This window comes from Janthinobacterium sp. 13, from assembly GCF_002749695.1.
GTDB lineage: Bacteria > Pseudomonadota > Gammaproteobacteria > Burkholderiales > Burkholderiaceae_D > Janthinobacterium > Janthinobacterium kumbetense.
Genome location: NZ_PEEQ01000001.1, coordinates 1,622,055 through 1,646,761, shown reverse-complemented (window position 1 = coordinate 1,646,761; position 24,707 = coordinate 1,622,055). Strand labels below are relative to the sequence as shown.

21 protein-coding genes are annotated in these 24,707 nt (G+C 64.9%); 7 read left to right on the top strand and 14 right to left on the bottom strand.

Annotated features, from left to right (window positions below):
- Positions 1-6 precede the first annotated feature (6 nt).
- The 3 genes from CLU94_RS07180 to CLU94_RS07170 all read left to right on the top strand — a co-directional run bounded on the left by CLU94_RS07180 (position 7) and on the right by CLU94_RS07170 (position 3,196).
- On the top strand, positions 7-1,374 hold the full coding sequence (locus CLU94_RS07180) for a UDP-glucose dehydrogenase family protein (protein WP_099665144.1): 1,368 nt from the start codon (positions 7-9) through the stop codon (positions 1,372-1,374).
- Positions 1,371-2,324: a D-glycero-beta-D-manno-heptose-7-phosphate kinase gene (rfaE1, locus tag CLU94_RS07175; RefSeq protein WP_077400769.1), complete on the top strand. Its 954-nt coding sequence runs from the start codon at positions 1,371-1,373 to the stop codon at positions 2,322-2,324. Before CLU94_RS07180 ends, rfaE1 begins: the two co-directional genes overlap by 4 nt.
- Before the next feature lie 164 nt (positions 2,325-2,488).
- Entirely contained in the window at positions 2,489-3,196 is a 708-nt protein-coding gene (locus CLU94_RS07170; protein WP_099665143.1) for a ComEA family DNA-binding protein, read from the top strand.
- An 86-nt stretch (positions 3,197-3,282) separates the two neighbouring features.
- On the opposite strand, the gene CLU94_RS07165 is transcribed toward CLU94_RS07170, so the two are convergent.
- The 4 genes from CLU94_RS07165 to CLU94_RS07150 form a co-directional block, all read right to left on the bottom strand.
- Positions 3,283-4,062: a sterol desaturase family protein gene (locus tag CLU94_RS07165; protein WP_257218711.1), complete on the bottom strand. Its 780-nt coding sequence runs from the start codon at positions 4,060-4,062 to the stop codon at positions 3,283-3,285.
- 145 nt (positions 4,063-4,207) lie between these two features.
- A complete protein-coding gene (locus tag CLU94_RS07160; RefSeq protein WP_099665142.1) occupies positions 4,208-4,966 on the bottom strand; it encodes a PEPxxWA-CTERM sorting domain-containing protein in 759 nt (252 codons plus the stop codon).
- 232 nt (positions 4,967-5,198) lie between these two features.
- Positions 5,199-6,764 carry a phospholipase D family protein gene (locus tag CLU94_RS07155; RefSeq protein WP_099665141.1) on the bottom strand — a complete coding sequence of 522 codons (1,566 nt, stop codon included), beginning with the start codon at positions 6,762-6,764 and terminating at the stop codon, positions 5,199-5,201.
- 125 nt (positions 6,765-6,889) lie between these two features.
- Positions 6,890-8,659, bottom strand: coding sequence for an FAD-dependent oxidoreductase (locus CLU94_RS07150; RefSeq protein ID WP_099665140.1), 1,770 nt, complete (start codon positions 8,657-8,659; stop codon positions 6,890-6,892).
- Positions 8,660-8,911: 252 nt separating this feature from the next.
- Between CLU94_RS07150 and cysM the strand changes: the two genes are divergently transcribed.
- Positions 8,912-9,814 (top strand): cysteine synthase CysM, encoded by a 903-nt coding sequence (gene cysM / locus CLU94_RS07145; protein WP_035825682.1) that lies wholly within the window; start codon positions 8,912-8,914, stop codon positions 9,812-9,814.
- A gap of 100 nt (positions 9,815-9,914) precedes the next feature.
- Here the strand turns inward: cysM and CLU94_RS07140 are convergent, their stop codons facing one another.
- The 5 genes from CLU94_RS07140 to CLU94_RS07120 form a co-directional block, all read right to left on the bottom strand.
- Positions 9,915-10,247: a hypothetical protein gene (locus CLU94_RS07140; RefSeq protein WP_034751784.1), complete on the bottom strand. Its 333-nt coding sequence runs from the start codon at positions 10,245-10,247 to the stop codon at positions 9,915-9,917.
- Between the two features lie 438 nt (positions 10,248-10,685).
- Entirely contained in the window at positions 10,686-11,864 is a 1,179-nt protein-coding gene (gene mltB, locus CLU94_RS07135; protein ID WP_099665139.1) for a lytic murein transglycosylase B, read from the bottom strand.
- Positions 11,855-13,885: a transglutaminase TgpA family protein gene (locus CLU94_RS07130; RefSeq protein ID WP_099665138.1), complete on the bottom strand. Its 2,031-nt coding sequence runs from the start codon at positions 13,883-13,885 to the stop codon at positions 11,855-11,857. Before CLU94_RS07130 ends, mltB begins: the two co-directional genes overlap by 10 nt.
- On the bottom strand, positions 13,882-14,880 hold the full coding sequence (locus tag CLU94_RS07125) for a DUF58 domain-containing protein (RefSeq protein ID WP_099665137.1): 999 nt from the start codon (positions 14,878-14,880) through the stop codon (positions 13,882-13,884). The genes CLU94_RS07130 and CLU94_RS07125 overlap by 4 nt, the downstream gene beginning before the upstream one ends.
- Before the next feature lie 5 nt (positions 14,881-14,885).
- Positions 14,886-15,794: an AAA family ATPase gene (locus CLU94_RS07120; RefSeq protein WP_099665136.1), complete on the bottom strand. Its 909-nt coding sequence runs from the start codon at positions 15,792-15,794 to the stop codon at positions 14,886-14,888.
- Between the two features lie 244 nt (positions 15,795-16,038).
- On the opposite strand from CLU94_RS07120, the gene CLU94_RS07115 reads away from it, so the two are divergent.
- The gene (locus CLU94_RS07115) at positions 16,039-16,965 is read left to right on the top strand and encodes a histone deacetylase family protein (protein WP_099665135.1); all 927 of its coding nucleotides are present in this window, start codon (positions 16,039-16,041) and stop codon (positions 16,963-16,965) included.
- 14 nt (positions 16,966-16,979) lie between these two features.
- On the opposite strand, the gene CLU94_RS07110 is transcribed toward CLU94_RS07115, so the two are convergent.
- Both CLU94_RS07110 and CLU94_RS07105 read right to left on the bottom strand, forming a co-directional pair.
- Positions 16,980-17,366, bottom strand: coding sequence for a hypothetical protein (locus CLU94_RS07110; RefSeq protein ID WP_143451364.1), 387 nt, complete (start codon positions 17,364-17,366; stop codon positions 16,980-16,982).
- A gap of 169 nt (positions 17,367-17,535) precedes the next feature.
- On the bottom strand, positions 17,536-18,333 hold the full coding sequence (locus CLU94_RS07105; protein WP_099665133.1) for a hypothetical protein: 798 nt from the start codon (positions 18,331-18,333) through the stop codon (positions 17,536-17,538).
- A 227-nt stretch (positions 18,334-18,560) separates the two neighbouring features.
- Between CLU94_RS07105 and ylqF the strand changes: the two genes are divergently transcribed.
- Positions 18,561-19,481 carry a ribosome biogenesis GTPase YlqF gene (ylqF, locus tag CLU94_RS07100; RefSeq protein WP_373609982.1) on the top strand — a complete coding sequence of 307 codons (921 nt, stop codon included), beginning with the start codon at positions 18,561-18,563 and terminating at the stop codon, positions 19,479-19,481.
- A gap of 69 nt (positions 19,482-19,550) precedes the next feature.
- Here ylqF and CLU94_RS07095 read toward each other — a convergent pair whose 3' ends face one another.
- On the bottom strand, positions 19,551-20,354 hold the full coding sequence (locus CLU94_RS07095) for a DODA-type extradiol aromatic ring-opening family dioxygenase (RefSeq protein ID WP_099665131.1): 804 nt from the start codon (positions 20,352-20,354) through the stop codon (positions 19,551-19,553).
- A 114-nt stretch (positions 20,355-20,468) separates the two neighbouring features.
- On the opposite strand from CLU94_RS07095, the gene CLU94_RS07090 reads away from it, so the two are divergent.
- Positions 20,469-21,359, top strand: a complete 891-nt coding sequence (locus CLU94_RS07090) for a LysR family transcriptional regulator (RefSeq protein WP_099665130.1) — start codon at positions 20,469-20,471, stop codon at positions 21,357-21,359.
- Here CLU94_RS07090 and CLU94_RS07085 read toward each other — a convergent pair whose 3' ends face one another.
- A complete protein-coding gene (locus CLU94_RS07085) occupies positions 21,360-22,244 on the bottom strand; it encodes a hypothetical protein (protein ID WP_099665129.1) in 885 nt (294 codons plus the stop codon).
- Positions 22,241-24,529, bottom strand: coding sequence for a M1 family metallopeptidase (locus CLU94_RS07080; protein WP_218965279.1), 2,289 nt, complete (start codon positions 24,527-24,529; stop codon positions 22,241-22,243). The genes CLU94_RS07085 and CLU94_RS07080 overlap by 4 nt, the downstream gene beginning before the upstream one ends.
- Positions 24,530-24,707: the final 178 nt, after the last annotated feature.

The window sequence follows — 24,707 nt, the reverse complement described above, 5'->3', positions numbered from 1 at the left end:
ACAACCATGAAAATCACCATTATCGGCACGGGCTATGTGGGCCTCGTGACGGGCGCCTGCCTGGCGGAGCTGGGCAATGACGTCTTTTGCCTCGACCTCGACGTACAGAAGGTCGCCTTGCTCAACAGCGGCGGCATCCCCATCCATGAACCGGGCCTGGAAGAAGTCGTGGCGCGCAACCGCGCCGCCGGCCGCATGACCTTTTCCACCGACGTCGAGGCTGCCGCCGCGCACGGCGTGATGCAATTCATCGCCGTCGGCACGCCGCCCGATGAAGACGGCTCGGCCGACCTGCAATACGTGCTGGCCGCCGCGCGCGGCATCGGCAAGTACATGACGGACTTCAAGGTCATCGTCGACAAGTCCACCGTGCCCGTCGGCACGGCCGAAAAAGTGCGCGCCGCCATCCAGGGCGAACTCGATGCGCGCGGCGTGGCCGCCACGTTCTCGGTGGCGTCGAATCCGGAATTCCTCAAGGAAGGCGCGGCCGTCGAAGACTTCATGCGCCCTGACCGCATCGTCATCGGCGTCGACGCCACGCCGGACGGCGAACGCGCGCGCGAATTGCTGAAAAGCCTGTACGCGCCGTTCAACCGCAACCACGAGCGCACCTACTGGATGGACGTGCGCTCGGCCGAATTCACGAAATATGCGGCCAACGCCATGCTGGCCACGCGCATCTCGTTCATGAATGAGCTGGCGAACCTGGCCGACAAGGTGGGCGTCGATATCGAAGCCGTGCGCCACGGCATTGGTTCCGACCCGCGCATCGGCCACAGCTTCCTGTATGCCGGTTGCGGCTACGGCGGTTCCTGCTTCCCGAAAGACGTGCAGGCGCTCGAGCGCACGGCGCGCGGCCACGGCCAGGAATTGCTGATCCTGCGCGCCGTCGAAGCCGTCAACGACCAGCAAAAGCAGGTGCTGGGCCGCAAAGTGGTCGCTCGCTTCGGCGAGGACTTGACGGGCCGGCATTTTGCGGTGTGGGGCCTGGCCTTCAAGCCGAATACGGACGACATGCGCGAAGCGTCGGCCCGCGTGCTGCTGGCCGACTTGCTGGGGCGCGGCGCCACGGTGGCCGTGTACGACCCCGTCGCCATGGCCGAGGCGCGCCGCGTGCTGCAACTGGACTTGACGCCGGAGCAACTGGCCAAGGTACGCTTTGCCGACAGCCCGAAGGATGCGCTGCAGGATGCCGATGCGCTGGTCATCGTGACCGAATGGAAAGCCTTCCGCAGCCCCGACTTCGAGCAGGTCAAGGCGCGCCTGAAGCAGGCCGTCGTCTTTGACGGGCGCAACCTGTTCGAGCCGGCCGTCATGGCCGAGAATGGCATTGAATACCACGGGATCGGCCGCTCGATCCTGACGCGCGCATGAGCGCCCAAGAGGTGGTCGCCTTGACGGCGCCGGCCGCATTGGCCCAGGTACGCCTGCTGGTGGTGGGCGATGTGATGTTGGACCGCTACTGGTTCGGTGACGTCAGCCGTATTTCACCGGAAGCGCCCGTGCCCATCGTGCGCATCGAGAAGCGCGAGGAACGCCTGGGCGGCGCGGCCAACGTGGCGCGCAACGCGGCCGCGCTGGGCGCGAAGACGAGCTTGCTCGGCGTGGTGGGCGACGACGAGGCCGGCAGCCAGGTCGAGCGTCTGCTCGAAGGCGGCGGCATCCACAGCTATCTGCAGCGCGACGCGGCCATTTCCACCATCATCAAGCTGCGCGTGATCGGCCGCCAGCAGCAGATGCTGCGCATCGACTTCGAGGATGCGCCCAGCGATACGGTGCTGCGCGACAAGCTGGCGCAGTTCAACGCGCTGCTGCCCCATTACGACGTGGTGATCCTGTCCGACTACGCCAAGGGCAGCCTGGTGAACGTGGCCGAGATGATCAAGGCGGCCCGGGCCGCCGGCAAGATCGTCATGGTCGACCCGAAAGGCGATGATTTCAGCCGCTATTCAGGTGCGTCAGTACTCACTCCGAACAAGTCCGAACTGCGCCGCGTGATCGGCAGCTGGAATACGGAGGAGCAACTCACGGAGCGCGCGCAGCAGATGCGCGCGCAACTGGGGCTGGACGCCTTGCTGCTGACCCGTTCCGAAGAAGGCATGAGCTTGTACACGGCCGATGAGGTGCTGCACATGCCGACCGATGCGCGCGAAGTGTTCGACGTCTCGGGCGCCGGCGACACGGTGATCGCCACCATGGCAGCCATGCTGGGGGCCGGCATGGCCCTGGGCGACGCCGTGCGCACGGCCAACCGCGCCGGCGGCATCGTCGTCGGCAAGCTGGGCACTGCCACCGTCACCCGCGACGAGCTGTTTTCGCAGTAATATGTGATACCGCCTGCGCCGGATCGTTTGATCTGGCGCAGGTTTTCCCGCAGTTCCGCAGTCTTGTCTTGTCAACCGTATCACGCTACAGCCGTTAAGCCGTTAAGGCGCTGTTCCTCCCTTGCGTTCGAGTCATCTTGAAACCACATCACGGAGAGATACCCATGTTCAAAAAAATACTGCTGGCCATCGCCACCCTGATCGCGACGATGGGCTTTGCCTTTGCCCAGGTCGATGTCAACAAGGCGGACCAGGCGGCACTCGACAGCGTCAAGGGCATCGGCCCCGTCACGTCGAAAGCCATCGTCGATGAACGCGCCAAGGGCGGTGCCTTCAAGGATTGGGCCGATTTCGAAAGCCGCGTAAAAGGTATCGGCCCGAAAAGTTCCGTGAAACTGTCGGAAGCGGGCTTGCAAGTGAATGGCCAGGCCAAGTCCGGCGCGCCAGCGGCACCCGCTCCGGCGGCGAAAGCTGCCCCGGCAAAAAAGGATGCTGCAGTGAAGGAAGTTGCAGCGAAAGAAGCCGCACCGAAGCCAGCTGCTGCGACCGACACCGCTGCGGCACCAGCCAAGTCGGCCGCTGAAGCGAAGAAGGAAGCTGCTGCAGCCAAGAAAGAAGCCAAGGCCGCCGCCGCTGCCGCCAAGAAAGAAGCCGCCGCCAAGGCAGTGCCTGCTGCTGCGCCGGCTCCCGCTGCTGCCGCGGCCGATGCCGCCCCTGTGAAAACGGCTGCGGAAACGAAGAAGGAAGCCGCTGCCGCGAAGAAAGCAGCAACGGCGGCCAAGAAAGAAGCCAAGGCTGCGGAAGCGGCTGCGAAGAAGGAAGCCAAACTGGCTGCTGCCGACGCGAAGAAGGCAGAAGCCGAGAAAAAGTAAGCGTGTTGCTGTAAAGCGTGTTGCGTGGTGGTGCCGCGCAGCACGAGAAGAAAACCCCGCGTGGTACCGGCCGCGCGGGGTTTTTTTTATTCCGCGGCCGGAACTTCCCGCTTGTCGGTGGGCCGGAATGGCGCAGCCAGTTGCCCTGCCAGCGTCTTCGGCATGTGCGCCTCGATGCCGCAGGCGGCTGGCCAGGCGCGCGGCAAGTGATGGGTGCCGAACACCCGGTCCAGCACGGGCAGGGTCGACGCATAGTTGCGGTTGATGTGTTCGAATTTGCTGTGGTGCCAGTGGTGGAAGGCGGGCGTGGCCACCAGCCATTCCAGCGGGCCGAAGCGCCAGCGCAGGTTGGCGTGGATGAAGAAACCCCAGACGGTGCCGATCAGCAGCAAGAGCACGGGTGCCGCGCTGCCTGCCGCTCCGGGGCCGGCCAGGCCCAGCAGATACAGCGGCGTCAGGCCGAACAGGCGCGTGACGACCATGTCGACGGGATGGGTGCGCGTATTAGCGAGGAAATATAGCTGTTCCGTGCTGTGGTGCACGGCATGGTAGCGCCACAGCCATGGAATTTCGTGGCTGAGCCTATGCCCCCAGTAAGTGCCGACTTCGCCGATCAGCAAGCCCAGCAGAAGCTTGCCCCACAGGGGCAGGGTAGACAAGGTGGCGGGGATGGCGTCCGGCAACAGGTGCTGGCCGGCGACGGCGAGCAGGGCCAGCGGCGCGGCCAGCAAGGCGGCCGGCAGCAGGCTGCTGATGAAATAAAAGCCCAGGTCGCTGAACAGTTCCGTGCGGGAGCGCCCCGCGCGTGGCGTTCGCCAAAGAAGCGCTCGAGCGGCACGAAGATCACGGCCAGCAGCACCAGCCACAGGCTCAGGCGCAGCACATCGATGGCGATGCCGGGCAGGTGGGTTTGCAGGGTGTGCAGCAGGCTCATTTCATTCCGTCAGGTAAGAAGCAAAAAAATCCGGACAAGGCTGGGCTGGTCCGGATTCTGTCACGCGCGCTGGCGGCTCAGACTGCTACAGCAGCCTTGCGGCGGCGTGCCATGAACCCCAGAAGGCCCAGGCCGCCGATCAGCATGCCCCAGGTCGACGGTTCCGGCACGGCCGACACCAGCGAGACGCCGTCGAGCAGCATGAATGGCGGCGCGCCGGACGGGCTGCCCTTGGCCATGAACGACAGCAATTCGCTGCTGTCCGTGGCCGTGAAGGTCATGCTGGCCTGGTGCCAGCCCGTGAAACCCTGGCTGACGTTGGCCAGGGATGCGGTCTGCTGTTTGCTGTTGCCCAGCGACACATCCCAGTAATTGACCAGGTTATCGCCACGGAAGCCCACTTGCTGGGCCGCGCCGTAGGAAAAGCTCAGGGTGTAGGCCTGGCCGGGGATCAGGCCGCTGACTTGCTGCGTGACGGGGCCGGGAAAGTAATCCCAGTCGGCCGCCAGTACGTTGCCGCCCGTAGGGCTGGCGCCCAGGCCGTTTTGCGGGCCGTGGCCGCTGTACGAATTCGGACCCCACAAGGCCAGCGCCGTCGCGGCGTTGGTGTCGTCGATGTTGTTGCCGTTCAAGACGAAGTTATAGCCTTTGCTGGACCAGTCGCTCAGGTAGGTGCGGTCCGCGCGCGCGTACGTGCCTTCGTTCAGCTGTTTCGAGGTGCCGTTGCTGGTCAGTTCGAAATCGCCATTCTTGACCAGGTTGGTCGTGGCGGCCTGGGCGGCGGAGACGCACAGGGAAGCGGCGGCCAGCACCAGCAAGGTAGATGTTTTACGCATGATAAAGCTCCAAAAGTGACAGGGTAGTGTTGCAGTCTGTCGGCGAGCTTTTGGCCAACGTTTATTCAATCGCGGAAGGGGCGAGAAGGGTACTTCAGGGACAGCAGTGGTGTCCCGTCGAAGCGATTATAGCAGCGTTTGGCAAAACGGCATCTAACATGTCTCGAAAACAACAAATATTTTTAGATGGCAATTTTGCCAGGATTAAAAAGTTTTTGCATACCGCGCACGCCTACAGCTGCGATTCGATCGGCAGCCAGCGCATCACGGACACCAGCGTGCGGCGCCAGAAGCCAGCTTCGGGATCGTGCGTCCACACCTTGGCGGGCTCTTCGGTAGCGTCGGACCAGCGCAGGGCGCCGTTGTCGAGGAACACGCGGTAGCTGGTGTCGCTGGCCGTCGAATGCTGGAACAGCGCGCGCATGTCGGCCGCCAGCGCGGCATCGTCGAACAGCACGCCCATTTCCGTATTCAGCTGGGCCGAGCGGGGATCGAGGTTGAAGGAGCCGACGAAACCCCGCTGGCCATCCACCACGACGGCCTTGGTATGCAGGCTGGCGCGGCTCGACCCCATCAGGCTGATGCGCTTGCGGTGCAGGGTCTTCAATTCATACAGCTCGATGCCGCCGCCCAGCAGCGCCTGGCGGTAGCGCGCATAGCCTGCATGCACGAGGGCCACGTCGGTGGCGGCCAGCGAGTTGGTCAGCACCTGGACCTGGACGCCGGCGGCAACTTTTTTACCCAGAGTCTGCGTCAGTTCCGCGCCGGGCACGAAGTATGGCGAAGTCAGCAGTGCTTCCTCGCGCGCGTCCGTCAGCAAGGGCAGCAAGCTGTGCATGAGCCAGTGCTCGCTGCGCTGCAAACTGGCCACGGGCGCGGCTTTTTCCGGCGGGTCCGACAATACTTGCACGTGCGTGCTCCAGTGCAGGCGCAGGCGGCCATCGAGGTGGGCTTGCAGTTGGCCCGCATCGGTCAGCTGCCGCAGGTAGGGCGAGGCGCCCAGTTCTCCGGTCAGCGCGTCGAGGCGGGCGCGCACGGCCTGCAATTCGGGAGCGCCCGCGTTCTTGCCAGCGTGCAAGGCGCTGATGGGAATGACGGCGCGGCTGTTCCAGAAGCGGTCGAAGATGTCGCTCGTCTGCTGCACGGCGGGGCCCACCAGCAGCAAGTCGGCATCCTGGAAATTGACTTGTTCTGCGGCATCAAAGTATTCGTCGCCGATATTGCGCCCGCCGACGAGGGCGACCCTGCCGTCGACGATCCAGGCCTTGTTGTGCATGCGCCGGTTCAGGCTGACGGCGCGCAAGGCCATTTCCATGGCGCGCAACCAGATGCCGTCGCGGTTGCGGCCCGGATTGAAGATGCGCACGTCGATCAGCGGGTGGCTGTCGAGCGCCAGGATGGCGGCGTCCTGGCCCCGCGCGTTGATATCGTCGAGCAACACGCGCACGCGCACGCCACGGTCGGCCGCGCGCAGCAGTTCGCGCACGAGCAGGCGTCCCATGACGTCGTTATGCCAGATGTAGTATTGCAGGTCGATGCTGCGGCCCGCTTCGCGCGCGCTCAGGGCGCGCAGGGCGAACGCTTCCAGGTTGTCGTCGATCAGCGCCGTGCCGCTGTGGCCCGGGCGTTGCGCCAGTTGCGGCGCCAGCACGCGGTCGAGCAGGGTGGCATCCATCGCCACGGGCAAGGCCATTCCTGGCACACCCAGCGACCGCTCGGCGAAACGCCCGTAGCTGTACAGGGCGGCGATGCTGAGCACGGTAAACAAGGTGGCCAGCAGCAACAGTTTGACGAGCATGCGGCGCACCGTCAGCGGACCGCGGGCATGCTGCGGCGCGAGGAAAGCTTGGCGGTGTGGGACATGCGGACTCTTTCAGCTGGATGGCAACAGCCGATTGTAGCAGTTTCTACAATGCACGATTTTCAGGCGGAGCCCGCCGGCAGCCGCGCCAGGAAGCCGTGAATCTGCGACACCACGGCCGCCCCTTCGCCGACGGCGGCGGCCACGCGCTTGGTGGAACCGGCCCGCACGTCGCCGATGGCGAACACGCCCGGCACGCTCGTTTCCAGGGCGGCCCGCTCCGGCAAGTCCGGCGGCGGGTAGGCTAAATGCGCCGCATGGCCGTGCGCGCGGCATTCGGCGCGCGTGACGTCGAAGCCCGTGCGGATGAAGCCCTGTTCATCGACGGCCACGGCGCAGTCGTGCAGCCAGTCCGTGTTCGGATCGGCGCCGACGAAGAGAAACACGCGGCGCACGGCGCAAGCGGCTTCCTCGCCCGTGCGGTTGTTGCGCCAGCGCACCTCCGTCAATCCATCGTCGTCGCCTTCGAGGGCGATGATTTCCGTGTGCGTGTGCAAGGTGATGTTGGGCGTGGCGGCGATGCGCTCGATCAAATAGCTCGACATGCTGGCCGCCAGCCCTTCGCCGCGGATCACCATGTGGACCTTGGCGGCGTGGCCGGAGAGAAACACGGCCGCCTGGCCGGCCGAATTGCCGCCGCCGACCAGGATGATCTCTTCCTGCCGGCACAGCTTGGCTTCGATGGGCGAGGCCCAGTAATACACGCCCCGTCCTTCATACGTTTTCAGGTTGGCCAGCGAGGGGCGGCGATAGCGCGCGCCGCACGACAGCACTACCGTGCGGGCCCGCACCTGCGTGCCGTCGCACAGGTTGACGCGCAGGGGCCAGGTGTCGCACAGCAAGTTGGCGGCGCTGGCCGGCGTGGCGATCTCGACGCCAAATTTTTGCGCCTGCACATAGGCGCGCCCCGCCAAGGCGCGGCCAGAGATGCCGGTGGGAAAACCCAGGTAATTTTCGATGCGCGCGCTGGCGCCCGCCTGGCCGCCATACGCGCGCTGCTCCAGCGCCAGCACGGTGAGACCTTCGGACGCCGCATACACGGCCGTGGCCAGGCCGGCCGGGCCGGCGCCCACCACCAGCACGTCAAAAATCTTGTCGCCGGACAAATCGGGCAGCATGCCCAGACAGCGCCCCAGTTCCGCATTGCCGGGATTCTTCATGATCTTGCCGTCCGGACAGACCACCAGCGGCCACTCCTGCGGCGTGGGCTGGTAACGCCCGGCCAGCGCGGCGGCGGCCGCATCCGTGGCCGGATCGAGCACCGTGTGCGGATGGCCATTGCTAGACAGAAAACTTTGCAGGTGGAACAGATTGCCGTTGCCGCGCGGCCCCACCAGCACGGGGCCGCCCGAATTCGATTCGATCAGCGCCACGCGGCGCAGGATCAGGGCGCGCACGATGCGTTCACCCATCTCCGCCTCGGCCACGATCAGCGCGCGCAAGGATTCCGAGCTGATGTCGAGCAATTCCACGGCGCCCACGGCGCTGCCGTTGACGAGGGTGGGGCGGCCGGACAATTGCGCCACTTCGGCAATGAAGTGGCCGACGCCCACTTCGCGCAGCTGCGACGCCTGCCCCAGTACCTCGTGACGCTTGATGCTGACCCGCCCGGACAATATCACCAGCATGCCGAAGCTGCTGCTGCCCGCCTCGAACAGCGTATCGCCATCGGCAAAGCGCCGCCGCGTGCCATAGCGCTGCAAGCGCTGCAGTTCGAGCGCGGTGAAGACGGGCGAGATCTGGTGGCTGCGGCCCTGCAAGTCGAGCGTGGCAAACTGGACGGGATCGTCCTGCGTCGTTTCGGGAATGAATTCGGGTGTGTTGCTGGCCATGGCGAGTCCGTTCGGAGGCTGAATAAGCAAATAACAAAAATAACTAACAGTGGCGAGTCTAGCGCATGCGGCGCGCGCCTGCCGCAATCGCCCTTGTACACGCCCGGAAACGGCAGCGCGGCAGGCGCCGTGCGGCATGCGGCGGCGCAGCCGGACGCGCGCGCAGGCCCGGATGCAGGTGCCGATGAGCGATACGCCACCCAGCATCTCATATTAGAATGGGTCTTTGTTGAATCTACTCAAACAGACACGATGGCTTACAAGACACTTGAAGATACGATAGGCAATACCCCGCTGGTGCAGCTGACGCGCTTGCCGGGTGCCGATGCGCTTGCGCGCAACAACGTCATCCTTGGCAAGCTGGAGGGCAATAATCCGGCCGGCTCCGTGAAGGATCGCGCCGCCATGTCCATGCTCAAGCGCGCTGAAGAGCGCGGCGTCATCAAGCCGGGCGATACCCTGATCGAGGCGACCAGCGGCAATACGGGCATCGCGCTGGCCATGGCCGCCGCCTTGCGCGGCTACAAGATGCTGCTCCTGATGCCGGACAATCTCAGCGTGGAGCGCCGCCAGAGCATGGCCGCCTACGGCGCCGACATCCTGTTGACGCCGAAGACGGGCGGCATGGAATATGCGCGCGACCTGGCCGAGCAGATGCAGAAGGATGGCCGTGGCGTGATCCTCGACCAGTTCGCCAACGAAGACAATTCGCGCGCCCACTATGAAAGCACGGGGCCGGAAATCTGGCGCGATACCAATGGCCAGGTCACGCATTTCGTCAGCGCCATGGGCACGACGGGCACCATCATGGGCGTGTCGCGCTATTTGAAGGAGCAGAATCCCGCCATCCAGATCATCGGCGCCCAGCCCGAGGAAGGTTCGCAGATTCCCGGCATCCGCAAGTGGCCGGAAGCGTACTTGCCGAAAATCTATGACAAGTCGCGCGTGGACCAGGTGGAATACGTGAGCCAGGGCGTGGCCGAACGCATGGCGCGCAGCTTGGCGGCGGAAGAGGGCTTGTTCTGCGGCATCTCGGCTGCCGGCGCGTGCGAAATCGCGCTGCGCATCTCGCAAACGGTGGAAAACGCGACGATCGTGTTCGTCGTCTGCGACCGTGGCGACCGCTACCTGTCGACCGGCGTGTTTCCTGCTTGATAGTTGATACGAGAAAATAATATCGGCCAGAACGGCCTGAGAACTGCTGGAAATACCCCCTCCCCATGGCGGGGAGGGAAAACCTGCGCAACTGGCAGGATCAGCCTTGTGGCGTTTCGCCTTCTTTTGGCTTGAATTGCTTGTCGCTGATGCGGAATTTGTTGCGGCGGTCACCCATCAGGTAACGCAGGTCGCGGATGCTCAGGTCGCTAACTTCGTGCATGCGGATCAGCAGCGATGCGCCGACCGGCAGGCGGTGGTGGCGGATTTTGCTGATGACTGGCGGCGCTACTTCCAGCGCGCGGGACAGGGCTGCGTCGTTTTTCAGGCGCAGGTTTTCGATCAGGGTATCGAGCAATCTGTTTGGGTTGTATTGAAGCAGATCGTCGGAGTCCGAATCGCTGTTCATATCAATGCCGACTTGGTTTGTCATGATGTTATTGTTCCTTCTGTAGTTGCACTGCAAAGTAAAAAACACTCGGAGCTCGCTCTTGCTGCGTTCATGTTCATTCTTTACTAAAAGGAACGAATTCACACACGGTACGATCCGGGATACAGTTTTTCGTAATATATACACAATTGTACAACAGGATTCAATTTCAGGCCGGAAAGCCCAGTAATCTTGCTTTGTACAAAATAGGTGTTGTCTTGTTGCAACACCTATTTATTCTTTATTATGCTCTATGATAGAACAAAAATTGTACTTTGACAAAAGTTAAGTATAAAACCATTTCCGTATTCCGTGCCGCACAAAGGCTGGCGAGCAAGGCTGGCACATGTTATCGGCCCTACCATAGACTTGTTTTCTGGTCGCTTCAACATCCCTTACGCTTTCTTACAAGTAATATTATAACTTTACACCGACTTTCAGTTAGCGTGCGCGCACTTGACTGATGGCCTTGCCCAAGTCGATCACTGACATGGCATAAAAATAACTTCTGTTGTACTGAGTTATAGCAAAGAAGTTATTGGTTGCCAAGTGATACTCAGTTGCTTCTGAACCATTTTGCAGATCGATCAGGCCGAACAACATGTTTTGCGGCGTGGACGGGGCGGCGCTCACGCCGGCCTCCTGCAATTCCGCCAGCCGGTACTTGGCTTGCAAGCCCTGGCCGATGAATTTTTCCCAGGCGCGGCTGGCAGAGACGGTGACGGGATAGGTGCTGATGACGGGATCGTCGCGCCGCCAGCCGTGCTCGACGAGGAAATGCGCGACGCTGCCGATGGCGTCGGCCGTGGAATTGCGCAGGTCGATGTGACTATCGCCATCGAAGTCCACCGCATATTTCATGATGCTGCTAGGCATGAACTGGGGCAAGCCGATGGCGCCCGCATACGAGCCGAGCAGGGTCAAGGGATCGATGCCATCCTTGCGCGCATACAGCAGCGCGTTTTCCAGTTCCCCCTTGAAAAACTCCATGCGCGCGGCGCGGGTCGGGCTTTCCGGATAGGAAAACGCCAGGGTGGTCAGCGCGTCGAGCACGCGGAAGCGGCCCGTGTTGCGTCCATACACCGTTTCCACACCGATGATGCCGACGATGATTTCGGCCGGCACGCCATACTCGCGTTCGGCGCGCGCCAGCGCTTCCGCGTTTTCTTCCCAGAATTTCACACCCGCATTGATGCGCACCGGCTCGATGAAGCGGGCGCTGTACGCTTGCCAGTTCTTCGGCTTGCCCGGCGGGGCCGGCTTCATCAGTTGCACGGTCGATTCGACATAGCGCACCTTGCCGATCAGGGTATCGAGTTCGGCGCGGTTAAAACCATGCTTGGCGGACATGTCGTCGAGGAAGGCGCGTACTTCTTTCCAGTTGGCATAGTCGACAAATTCACCTTCGAAGTCGAATTTCGCCGGTACTTTCTTCGCCGCCGGCTTGCCGGCGACCTTCTTGACGGGCTGGGCCTTGGCCGCGCGCACGGCACGGGCGCGGTCGGCGTCGGAAATATTGCTGTTTTCGCCTGCGTGCGCGGTGGACAGGCACAGGGGAAGGGAGAGGAGCAGGGACAGGGCGGAGGTTTTGATCGGTAACAAGGAGCGTCTCATCGGCATTGGGTTAACAGGCGGCGCAAGCTGCGCCGCGCGCGGAGTTGTTCGTCTGGGTTGGCATTACCATACTTCATCGCGGCATAGATTGCCAGAAACTGTGCGATGGCGGCGTGCGCTTCGGGCGTGGCCTTGCCTGCGGCCAACCGGGCAGCATAACCGTGCGGGCCTTCATGCGGCGCACGGCTGTAGCCGCGCCGCGCCTGCCGGTGGCAAAACTGCGCGTACAGGGCGTCGAGCGGATCGCCTTGCCGCGTCTGCCGCCACCAGACCAGTGCGCCGGCCAGGGCGGACAGCAGGGCCAGCAAGGCGCAAGCGGCTGCCAGCTTCTTTGCCGGCAGGTTTTTCAAGCCATCGAGCATGGCGCGCCGGCGTTGCGGCGTGGTGTCGAGCACCCAGTGGCTCCAGGCTTGCTCGGCTTGCTGCCATTGCTGGCGCCACGCGGCCAGCGCTCCGTGCGCGCCGCCGTCGAGGCCGGCCAAGGCGCGCCATGCCGTCAGCGGCGACGGGGCCGGCGGCAGGGCGGCATCGAGGTTGCGCTCCGTGCGCAGGGGCGCGACGGCGCTGGTGGGATCGACGCGCAGCCAGCCCCGGCCCGCCAGCCACACTTCGCTCCACGCATGGGCGTCGGACTGGCGCACGCTCAGGCTGTTGTCCGTCGCGCCATGCAGGCCACCCTGGTAACCGGTGACGACGCGCGCGGGAATGCCCATGGCGCGCATCAGCACGACAAAGCTGCCCGCGTAATGTTCGCAAAAGCCCGCTTGCGTGACAAACAGGAAGTCGTCGACGCCATGCTTGCCCAGCAGCGGCGGCTGCAGGGTGTAGCGGAAGGGCGCGCGGCGGAAGTGTTCGAGCACGGCGGCGATGGCGTCGGCGGGCGCCAGCGCTTGCGCGCCATGGCCGCGCAATGCGCGGGCCCAGGCCACGCTGCGCGGATTGCTACCGGCAGGCAAGGCTAGCCAGGGCTGCTGCTGGGCAAAAGACAGGCTGGCCTGCAAGCGGTAGCGGGGTTGGGAACTGACGCGGTAACGTACGGTCGAAGTAATGGGCTGTATGGTCAGCACTTCCAGCGCGGACGACACGACGTACGGATTGCCGGGCAAGCGTTCGATGCTGCGCGGCACGTCGAGCGCGAAGATGCGCCGCTGGCCGCTCGCTTGCAACGTCACTTCGTACTGGCTGGGCTGGCCTTCCAGGGCGATGTCTATCCGGCTGTCGCTGGCAGGCGTGCGCTGGCCAGCGCCCCTGCGTGTCCAGGTGGCGCCGTCGAAGTCGCCCAGCACCACGCCGCGCCAATACAGCTGGTCTTGCGGCGGGAGCGGGGTGCTGAAACGGGCTGTGAAGACGGGTTCGCTTGACAGGGCCAGCGAGGCGATGGCGCCCGGCTGCATGCTGTCGGACAAGCCCGTGCGCGCCTGCGTGCCCTGCGTGTCTTTTGGTGCCGCGCCCCACAGGGGACCGTCGACGCGTGGCACGGCAAGAAACATCACGGCTGACAGGGGGAGGGCCAGCGCCAGCATGCGCCCCAGCAAGCCCAGCCTGTGCGCCAGCCGTGGTTGCACGGCGCCATACTGGGATGACAGCAGGCCGGCCAGCAGGACGATGACGGTAGCCAGCATCCAGGCGGCGCTGACGATGCCTTGCGCATGAAAGAAGTTTGCCAGCAGGAGGAAAAAACTGAGGAAGACAAAGACGAAGATGTCGCGCCGGCCATGCATTTCCAGCGATTTCAAGGCCAGCAGCAAGGCCAGCATGGCTACGCCCGCATCGCGTCCCAGCACAGTGCCGTAGCTGACATAGACGGCGGCGATGCCGAGCAAGGCCAGCGGCGCGAGCACGGCCAGCCGCGGCTGGCGCCGGCCCCGCACGGTGATGAAGGCGCGCCACAGCAGGGGCGCGGCGGCGGCGGCCGACAGCCACACAGGCAGGTGCAGCGCGTGCGGCGCCAGCACCATGGCGGCGGCCAGCAACAGCAGCAGGATGTCGGCCTTGTCGCGCGGCAAGTTGGCTAGCCATTGCCTCATGCCAAGGCCTCATCCTGTGGCAAATCGTGCAGGGCCAGCGCGCGCAGGCAGGCGTCGCGCTGGCTGGCGCCCAGGGCCGGCGCCACGGTCAGCGTGCCCAGGCGCAAGCCGTATGGCAGGCCCGTGCGTTCCGCCTGCAACACCCAGGCGGCCAGGCGCGACAATCGCGCTTCCGGCGCCAGCGCGTGCAGGGCGGCGTGCTCGAGCACGATGCTGTCAGGGACGGCTCCCGTTGGCGCGTCGGCGGCTGGCTGGAATTGCTTGCTGAATAAATGCTCGCCGTCATGGCGGGCGATCTGGCGCCAGGCCAGGCGCCGCAACGGGTCGCCCGCTTGGTAGGCGCGCACACCCGCCAGTTCCACTGCCAATTCCAGGGCGCCATCGGACGTGCGTGGCCGTGCTTTCTGCCGTGTCTGCTGTACTGTGCCGGCCGGCAAGGGCAGCGGCGGCGCGTTGTGCTCGGGCTGCGGATACACGAGCACGCGCGCCTCGGGCTGCCAATGGCACCAGGCGATAAACAGGCCCAGCGGGAAACTGCCGGACAGGCGCACCGGCGGGGCAATCACCCATCCACGTTGCCGCGCCGCCACGACGATGCTGACGGCCGTTTCCCCGTGGGCGGCGATGTCGACCGGGCCGGGCGCCGCCGCCGAATCGCGCATGGCCAGGTGGATCGCATGGCGCGGGCGCGTGCTGCGGTTGATCAGGCGCAAGGTGAACGTGGCCTGGTTGCTCGCGAACACGGGATTGCCCGGGGTGGCGGCCAACGCCAGGCCCGCCAGGTTACGGCTGGCAAACAGCATGTCGGCGATGGCGCAGGCGGCCGCGAAACAGGTCAGCGCGTAGCCCAGGCCCAGGCGGTAGTTGACGGCCGCGATCCACAGCGCCAGCAGCAGCGCGGCAAACGCCAGCCCCGCGCGCGAGGGACGGATGTGCACGCGCTGCGCGCCCAGCCAGGGGCGCGCCGGCAGCCAGCGGATGGTGCGCAGGCGCACGGCTGTCAGACGGGTGTCGCCAGCAGCAATTGCTGCAGCAGCATGCGGCTGTCCGTGACCCCTTGCGCGGCGTGCAGGCGGTGGGCGCAGACGGGAATGAGTACGGCTTGCACATCGTCGGGCGTGACGTGGTCGCGTCCGGCCAGGGCAGCCCAGGCGCGCGCCGCCTGCAGCAAGGCCAGCGCGGCGCGCGGGCTCAGGCCATCGGCAAACACGCCCGGCACGCGGGTGGCATGCACGAGGGACAGCACGTAGTCGACGACGGCAGGTGAGGCGTGGATGGCGCGCAAGCCCGCTTGCGCCTGCAGCAACTCTTCCGCGTTCATGACGGCCGGCAAGGTTTGCAGCATGGCGCGGCGGTCGGCGCCCAGCAGCAGCTCCCGTTCGGCGGCCGCATCGGGGTAGCCCAGGGTGACGCACATGAGAAAACGGTCGAGCTGCGATTCGGGCAGGGGGAAGGTGCCCAGCTGGTGCGCGCAGTTTTGCGTGGCGATAACGAAAAACGGCTGCGGCAGCGCGCGCGTGACGCCATCGAGCGTCACTTGCCGCTCTTCCATCGCTTCCAGCAAGCCCGATTGCGTCTTCGGCGTGGCGCGGTTGATCTCGTCGGCCAGCAGCACCTGGGTAAACAGGGGGCCTGGATGAAAGATGAAACTGCCACTGCCCCGGTCATACACGCTCATGCCGGCCACGTCGGCGGGCAGCAGGTCGCTGGTAAATTGCTGGCGCTTCCATTGCAGGCCCAGCGAGATGGCCAGCGCATGCGCCAGGGTCGTCTTGCCCACGCCGGGCACGTCTTCGATCAGCAGGTGGCCGCCGGCCAGCACGCAGGCGAGGGTCTGGCGGATCTGTAACTGTTTGCCGACGAGAACTTCGCCGATCTGCCGTGCGGCCTGGTGTATTTTCGAAAACATGCTATTTCTATCACAGTAAGACGGATTATTTAATTTACAATCGCTTTGGCCAGGTCAAACCGCGCCGCCCGCCGCCTGCGCGCTCGTGGTAGATTAGCGTGACAGCAAAGGCGGCAAGGGCGGCACAGACCAGCCAGTGATTTTATGCGAGAACGGGCCAGGCAGGCAGGAATGCTCTGCAGTGATTCCGGCACGCGTTCCCGGTATGGATAGAGAGCAGAGACAGAGGTAACCAGTACAGCGCATGAGCACAGCCATTTATACCCATCCCGATTGCCAGCGCCACGAAATGGGCGACTGGCATCCCGAATCGCCGGCCCGCTTGCAGGCCATCAACGATCAATTGATCCTGGCGCACATCAGCGACCTGGTCGAGCACCGCGACGGCGTGCGCGCGCAATTGTCTGATATCGAGCGCAACCACAGCGCCACGGCCATCGGCCTCGTGCGCGACAACGTGCCGCCCGCGGGCGACTATTACCCGCTCGACGGCGACACCTTGCTCAACGCGCACAGCTACGATGCGGCGCTGGCCGCCGCTGGCTCGGCCGTGGCAGCCACGGACGCCGTCATCGACGGCGAGATCAGCAACGCGTTTTGCGCGATCCGCCCGCCCGGCCACCATGCGCGGCCCAGCGAGCCCATGGGCTTTTGCCTGTTCAACAATATCGCCATCGCCGCCAAGCATGCGCTCGACGTGCGCGGGCTCGAACGGGTCGCCATCGTCGACTTTGACGTACATCATGGCAATGGCACGGCCGAATCCGTGGCGCATGATCCGCGCATCCTGATGGTCAGCTTTTTCCAGCACCCGTTCTATCCGTACAGCGACGTGGAATCGTACACGGACACGCGCGTCAACGTGCCCGTGCCGGCCCGCTCGAAAGGCGATGCCGTGCGCCAGCTGGTGCTCGACCACTGGCTGCCCGCGCTGCACCGGCAGCAGCCGCAGATGATTTTCATTTCCGCCGGTTTCGACGCCCACCGCGAAGACGACGTGGGCGGCATGGGCCTGGTGGAGGCCGACTACACGTGGATGACGCAGCAAATGATGGCCGTGGCCCATCAGTATGGCAAGGGCCGCATCGTCAGCTGCCTCGAAGGGGGCTACAACCTGTCGTCGCTGGGCCGCAGCGTGGCCGCGCACGTGAAGGCGCTGGCGGAGCTGTAAGAGGGGAGCTGGAGCTACAGCAGGCTGGGCCGGCTGCGGGAATTCGTGTGGCGGTGCGTCTGGTAGTCGAGCGCGTCGCCAGCCATGAAGCGGCGCCAGGCTTGCGTGTAGACGAGCGATGATTTATCCGCGTCAAAACTGTCGAGCTGCAACATGTCGCGGTGGTGCTTGATTTCATTGACCAATTGGTCATACAGCACTTGCAAGCCATAGCTGTCGGCGCTCTGGCGCTTCAGGCGCTCTTCCAGCTGCGCAACTTGCCCCTGCAATTGCCGGCATTCCTTCTTCCACTGCAACAGGCTGCCATTGCGCGGCACGCGCTTGGCCGCCGCCTTGGCCGGGCGCGCGCTGCCACGTTCGCATTCCACGTGTGCCGCTGGCGCCTTGCCAGTGTGTTCCATCACCATATCGAGCCATCCCTATCGCCTATCTCCCTGCACCCGGCGCTAGCCAGCCTGGAAAATAATTGCTTTTCATTTAAGAGGCGATATTAGAACATACTTCTTTATTTCTTTCAGTAAATATAAGAATCCATATGGAAATATTTGACCTGGCTGCGCGGGCGGCGCCTTATTGGCGCTGCGCTGCCTGCGAGGGCGCTGCCGGGGCGGCTCCCGCCATTTTTCCGTCGTCGGCGTAGGTCAGGGTCAGCAGGGTATTGTCGTCCCAGTTCAGGTCATGCAGCGGCGGCACGAAGCGCTGCCGGTCTTGCGTGACGCGGATGTCCAGCGTGCGCTCGCCCGAGCGCGCCTGCACGGCAAGCAGCTTGTGCACCACGGGAAACGGCACGTGGATCAGCGACGAGTGGCACGGCCCGCCTGCCAGGCGGAACAGGTTGCGCCGGACAAAGGACAACTCATCCTGCTCGACGGCCCAGCGGATTTCGCATTCCAGGCGCAAGTCGCCCAGGCGGCGCACGTTCTGGGGCAAGCCCGGCGTATGGATGTCGGCGCGCCAGCGCAGGGTGTCGCGCTTCTTGTTGCTGACCAGGTCGGCATTCGCATCGTAGGCGGTCTTGTCGCGCGACAAGGTGAAGCCGCCGTCCGCCGCCAGCGGCACGGGGATCGACAGGTTGTCGGCGGACAGGTGCAGGGTCACGCCATCGAGCCTGGCCTGCGGCGTGGCGGGAATCAGCATGAAGCGCAGCGGCGCGCCCGGCGCCAGGCGCTGGTGGTCGGCATACGCATCGAGTCCCTTGAGCATGGTGCGGTAGGGGCGCAGGTCGGGATCGCGCGTGCTTTGCACGTCGACAATCTGCTGCATTTCCTGGCTTGCCGCGTCGCCCGGCGCCGCCGCTTGTTCCTGGGCCATGGCGGGCAGCAGGCTGGCATAAAGGGAGGCGAGGAGGCAAAAGCGGGGAAAGTGCATGGATTGCGTGCCAGGTTAAGCTTGCGATGGGAAACCGTCCAGGCTGGACGGACTGCGAATCTTATCATTCATGTAACTGCCAAATTATCACCAATTGTCTCGTTCGTGTCGCACGGCTGGCGTTGGCGGCGGAAAATGGGACGTCGCGGCGGCAACCACGTAAAATAGCGGATTGACCGAACGATTTTGAAAGCAAGAGCATGGCGATACAATGGTACCCAGGACACATGAACGCGGCCCGCAAGAAAGCGGCCGAGACCATGGAAAACACCGATCTGGTGATTGAAGTGGTGGACGCGCGCCTGCCGGCAGCCAGTTGCAATCCCATGGTGGACGAGCTGCGCCTGTTCCGCCAGCGCCCTTGCCTGAAGATCCTCAACAAGACCGACCTGGCCGATCCTGCCGCCACCGCCGCCTGGGTGGCCTATTTCAATGCCCAGGAAGGCGTGACCGCGTATGCGATGACGACCAAGAAGCCGGGCGACGTGGCGCGCATTCCGGAACTGGCGAAATCGCTGGCGCCGCACCGCGGCGTGTCGACGAAGCCGCTGCGCATCATGATCATGGGCATTCCCAACGTGGGCAAGTCGACCCTGATGAACGCGCTGCTGAAAAAGCGCGTGGCCAAGGTGGGCGACGAGCCGGCCGTCACCAAGATGCAGCAAAAGTTGTACCTGGACAAGAACACGATTTTGGTCGACACGCCCGGCATGCTGTGGCCGAAGATCGCCATCCCCAGCGACGGCTTGATGCTGGCGGCCAGCCACGCCATCGGCTCGAACGCGCTGATCGAAGAGGAAGTGGCCGTGTTCCTGGCCGAGGAATTGCTCAAGCGCTATCCGGACTTGCTGGCGGCCCGCTACGGCACCAAGGTCGATGAAGTCGACGCCATCGGCGTGGTCGAAGGCATCGCCGCCAAGCGCGGCTTCCGCATCAAGGGCGGCGACTACGATTTCGAGAAAGCCTCGCATACCCTACTGCTCGACTACCGCAGCGGCATCCTGGGACGCATTTCGCTGGAAACGCCGGACACGCGCGCGGCCCTGCTGGCCCAGCACGCGGCCGAGATGGCGGAAAAAGCGGCCAAGGCGGCGGAAATCGCCGCCGAGAAGGCCAGGAATGCGGCGCGCGGCAAGCGCGGCACGTAAGTTACCGCTTCACCATGCAAAAAGCGCCGCGACAGCAATGTCGCGGCGCTTTTTTCATGCGCTGGCCGATTAGCCGAATTTGAAGCTGGTGACGGCCAGCGCGCCAAAGAAATCCTCCTCGTGGTACACCACGTGCGCCGCTTCCTGCTCGGCCGCGCCCAGCGCCACCATCAGCGGCAGCAGATGGTCTTCCTGCGGATGGGCCTGGCGCGCGCCCGGCGCCTGGTCCCAGGCCAGCAACTGCTCCAGCCTTTGTTCTGGCGGCAAGGCCATGGCCTGGCGCAGCCAGGCGTCGAACTGGTGCGAGGCGACGGCGCCCGCCTGGCCGAACTGGCGCAGGTTGTGATAACTGAGGCCGCTGCCGAGTATCAGCACGCCCTGGCGGCGCAGGCTGGCCAGCGCGCGGCCCACCTCGACGTGCGTGAGCGGGTCGTAGCCGTGTTTCAGCGACAGCTGCACCAGCGGCATGTCCGCCTGCGGGTAGATGGGGAACAGGGCGCTGAAGGTGCCGTGGTCGAAACCCCGCTCGTGGTCCAGGCGTGCCGGATGGCCGGCCGCGTCGAGCAACTGTTTGACTTGCGACGCCAGTTCCGGCGCGCCCGGCGCCGGGTACTGGATCTGGTACGTATGCGGCGGAAAGCCTGAATAATCGTAGATCATGCCCGGACGGGGGCTGGCCGAAACGAGGAATTGCGGCCCTTCCCAGTGCGCCGTGACGACCAGCACGGCCTTGGGACGCGCGCCGACCTGGCGCGGGATAGCCTGCAGCGACGCTTCCAGCACGTCGTAGCGGCCGCCGAACTGGTCTTTCATGAACGGCCACGGGCCGCCGCCGTGCGACAGGAAGTAAGTGGGGAAGGTGTGCTCTTGCATGGCGGCTCCTGGTGGGAATGGCTAACGATGGAACCATGATAGTCATGCGCAGTCAGTTGATCAAGATCGCTATTATTGATATATCATTTCCATTTTGTTGATGATTGGGGCGTCATGGATACCTTGCGCAGCATGCGCGTGTTTCGCGCCGTGGTGGAGCTGGACAGTTTTGTGCGCGCCAGCGAGCGCCTGGACCTGTCGCCGGCCATGGTCAGCAAGCATGTGATGCACCTGGAGCGCCACCTGGGCGCGCGCCTGCTGAACCGCAGCAGCCGCCACCTGAGCCTGACGGAAATCGGCAAGGTGTATTTCGAACAGTGCCGCGACATGCTCGACAATCTTGACGAGGTGGAAGCGACCGTCGGCCGCACGACGGTGGTGCCGCGCGGCATGCTGCGCCTGAGCGCGCCCGTCTGGTTCGCCAACGCCATCTTTACGCGCATCCTGGCCGCCTACCGCGAGCGCTTTCCGGAAGTGACCTTCGACATCGACCTCAGCGGCCGCGTGGTGAACCTGGTGGAAGAGGGCTTCGACCTGGCCCTGCGCGTGAGCCAGGCGCCATCGCCGACCCTGATCGCACGGCCCATCGGCAGCATCGAATTCCACCTGGTGGCCGCGCCCTCCTATCTGGCGCGCGCGGGCCACCCGGACCTGCCGCAAGACCTGGCGCAGCACGCCATGATCAGCTATTCCTTGTTGGCAAACGGCAATGAACTGGCCTTCGACGGGGCACAGGGGCGCGAGACGGTGAAGTTCTCGCCCGTCCTGCAATGCAATAACGAAAGCCTGTTGCACGCGGCCGCGCTCGACGGCATGGGCATCGCGCTGCTGCCGTCGTGGCAGACGGATGCGGACCTGGCGGCGGGGCGGCTGGTGCGCCTCTTCAACGGCTACCGGCTGGCGGGCGGCAGCGTGTACGCCGTGTACACGAGCCGCCGCTACCTGTCGTCGAAAGTGCGCACCTTCATCGACTTCCTGGCCGATGAAGGGCGCCTGGGGGCGTGACTACGCGAGCGAGCGCTTGACGTCGATCAAGGCGAACAGGCGCGCGCTGCGCATCCACGCCAGCACCAGCGCCGCCAGCTGCGTCACCAGCAAGCCGGCCACGATGGCCAGCGGGCCGGGCGCTGCCAGGTTCAGGCGCGCCACGCCCAGCAGCGCATACAGCGCCAGCCCCAGCAGGGTGATGACGAGGTAGATGGCCAGGCTGGCCAGCGGACGCCGACGCAGCATGCCCAGTCCCCGCCACCAGGCCTTGACGGCCGACGTGCGGCGGCGGTCGACGGCCAGCGCCGCGCGGCCCGCGTCGAGCGTGGCGCAGGCCAGCAGGAACAGCAAGCCCGTGAGCAGCAAGGCCAGGTGGCGGGCCAGGTCGGCGTCCGCTTCCAGGATGGCCTTTGCCGCGTGCTTGTCGGCCAGTTTCAGCGCGCCGGCGCCGATCGCCAGCGCCACGCCCAGCGGTACGATGCTCCACAGCAACATGCGCAGCATGCGGCCGTATTCGCTGAAGGCGCCCGTCAGCAGGGGGCCGAAGCCGGGTGGCGCAGGCGCGCGCGCGGCCGTCACCACCAGGCCGCTCAGCAGCGGCGACAGCAGCAGGGCCAGCACGACGCCGGTGATGGCGGCCTGGCTGATGGCGGCGCCGTTGCGTCCCGTATTGGCCACCAGGTCGGCCAGGGTCATCAGGTCGAGCTTGTGCGCCAGGGCAGCCGCATGCACGGCGTTATCGAGGCTGGCGCTCAAGGTGCGCCAGAGGGGTATGACGGCAAGGATGGCGGGGATCAGCAACAGGCCCGCCCACAGCAGCAGCAAGCGCCATTGCAGGGCGGCGCGGCTGGCGCGCGTGGTCAGGGTCAGGCCGCTGGCCCGTGTCGTGGAAGTGGCGCTCATACGGTGGCAATCAGGGAAAGGAGGTATTGGAAGACGGCGGCAAGGTCGAAGCTCCAGCGCCGCGCGGCCGAGGTGTCGGCTTTCAGGGTGCGGCTGTCATCGAGCTTGTTGACGTCGAGGTAGTGCACGCGGTCGGGATCGAGTTCGGCCGAGACGGCCTTCACGGGCTTGCTCCAGGTGTAGCGCTGCCACAGCTGCTCGTTATCCCACACCACGCGTTCGGAGCTGCCGTCGGCGAATTTCACCAGCAGCACCTGCGGCACGGGCGCGCCGCGGCGGCGCAAGACCACGCTGGTGAGATAAGGATACGGTCCCGTGCCGGGCTTGGCGTCCGGATGCGCCTTGTCCCACGCCTCGCGCACCTTTTTCTCCTCTTTTTCCAGCGCTTCGGCCGTATGTTCCACGCGCTTGCCGTTCACCACCGCCATGCCGGCCAGCGGCGTCTGTTCTTCGCTGGTGAAGGTGCCGATGCGGTCGTCGATATTCGCGCTGGCATAGACCTGCTGCGCGAAGACCTGTTCCACGATGCGGCGCTGGCCCGTCGCCTCGGCCAGCGTTTCACGCAGGTCGGCCACGCTCGGGTGGCGGAATTTCCACTGTTCGTAATAGGCCTTGAAGCCCCGTTCCATGGCTTCGCTGCCGATGCGCGCTTCCAGGTCGCGCATGGTGATGGCCGTGCGGCTGTAGACGGGCCCCACGCCCTGCAGGCGGTTCCACGCGTTCTGGCCCAGCGGATCGGCCGCATCCTGGCGCGGCGCGGCCATGCGCTCGAATTCGAAGACCTTGAAGACGGGATCGAAGCCCAGGCGCTTGAGCAGGGGCGTGGTGGCGTGGATATCCTGGCCGCGCGCGCGCAGCATGCGCTGGTCCCAGTATTCGTTCAAGCCTTCGTCGAGGAGGGGTTCCTCGAACTCGTTCGACGCCAGGATGCCATAGAAATAGCCATGGCCGAATTCATGGATGGTGACGAAATCGAGGCCGAATTCGGGAATGGTCTTCGGCTGCAGGTTGGCGTAGCTCGAGGCCGTGATGAAGGTCGGGTATTCCATGCCGCCTGCTTCGGCCGCGTTAAACGGCGGAATCACCACCGTCAGCGTCTTGTACGGATACGGGCCCAGGGTGCGCGAGAAATACGTGAGCGAATCCTTCGCCGCCTGCAGCGCGGGCGCCGCGTTCGACGCGTATTCGGGCGGGTACAGCACCTTGATGGCCACCGGCGGGCTGCCAGGACCGCTCCAGCTGCCCGTCAACGGCTGCGCGCTGCGCTTGTCGGCCGTCCAGGCGAAATCGTGCACGTCGCCCTGCACATAGTGATGCGTGAGCATGCCGTTCTTTTCCTGCGGCGCGCCCTGCAGTTCGCCCGTGGCGCCCACCGTGTACTCCTTGGGCACGGTCAGCTTTACGTCGTAGTTGCCGAAATCGGCGTAGAACTCCGAATTGAGGTGGAATTCATGCGCGTTCCAGCGCGGCGCGGTGGCGCCCCGTTCGCCGGGCAGTTCCAGCACGGCGATCTTGGGGAACCACTGGCCCACCAGGTGGAAGCTGCCGAAATAGCCGGTGCGCGCGATGACGCGCGGCAACTGGTCGAAGAAGCGGATGTCGAGCGTCGTCTCGGCGCCCGGCGCGACGGCCTGCGGCAAATCGACGCGCACGACCGTGCGGTCGGTGGCCGGGCCGTTGTCCGGCTGGACGAAGTGCCAGGGCGCCTTGGCGCCGTTCTGCGTCATGCTGCGCAGTTCGATGTAGCCCCACTCGCCGTCGCGCGTGTCGACGCCCGAGCGGAAGCCCGTGTCGAGCTTGCGCTTTTCGGTGAAGAAGGTCGAATGTTCGCCTTCGAAGGCATTCAGGTACAGGTGCAGGTACACGCTGCTGACGGCTTGCGCGCTGCGGTTGCGCCAGCGCAGTTTCTGCTGGCCGTCGATCGTGTGCTTGACGGGATCGAGCGTCGCTTCGATCTGATAATCGACGACGCGGTCCGACAGGGTCGCTTGCGCGCCCGTGCGCGCACCGCCCCAGGCATTGCTGGCGCTGGGCGTGCTGACGGCCGACGCATGCGGCGACGCCAGGGCGATGCCGTCGGCGGACGGCGCCAGCGGCGTGGGCGCGCCGGCCGGCTTGCCTTGACCCGGCTGGGCGAACAGGTCGGCCTGCAAAGCAAGGCCGGCCAGCAGCATGGCGGTGATGGAAAGGGCTTTGAGCTTGCCCGAGATGGGGAAAAAACCAATGCTGCGGCGCGTGCCGCGGGGACTTGGCGGCCCCCGGCGCGTTGTGCTACGACTTTCCATGCGTGACTCCCACAGTGACTTCTTATTGTTGATTTTTAAATGCAGTCGGCTGCGCCCAGGATCGCCGGGCGCACCTTAATATACCTACAAAAATGCCAAATCACCAATAAAATATTGGCATAAGGAAAGTACCGCCGGGCTGGCGCTTGCGGCGCCGTGCGCCGTGCGTATAATGATT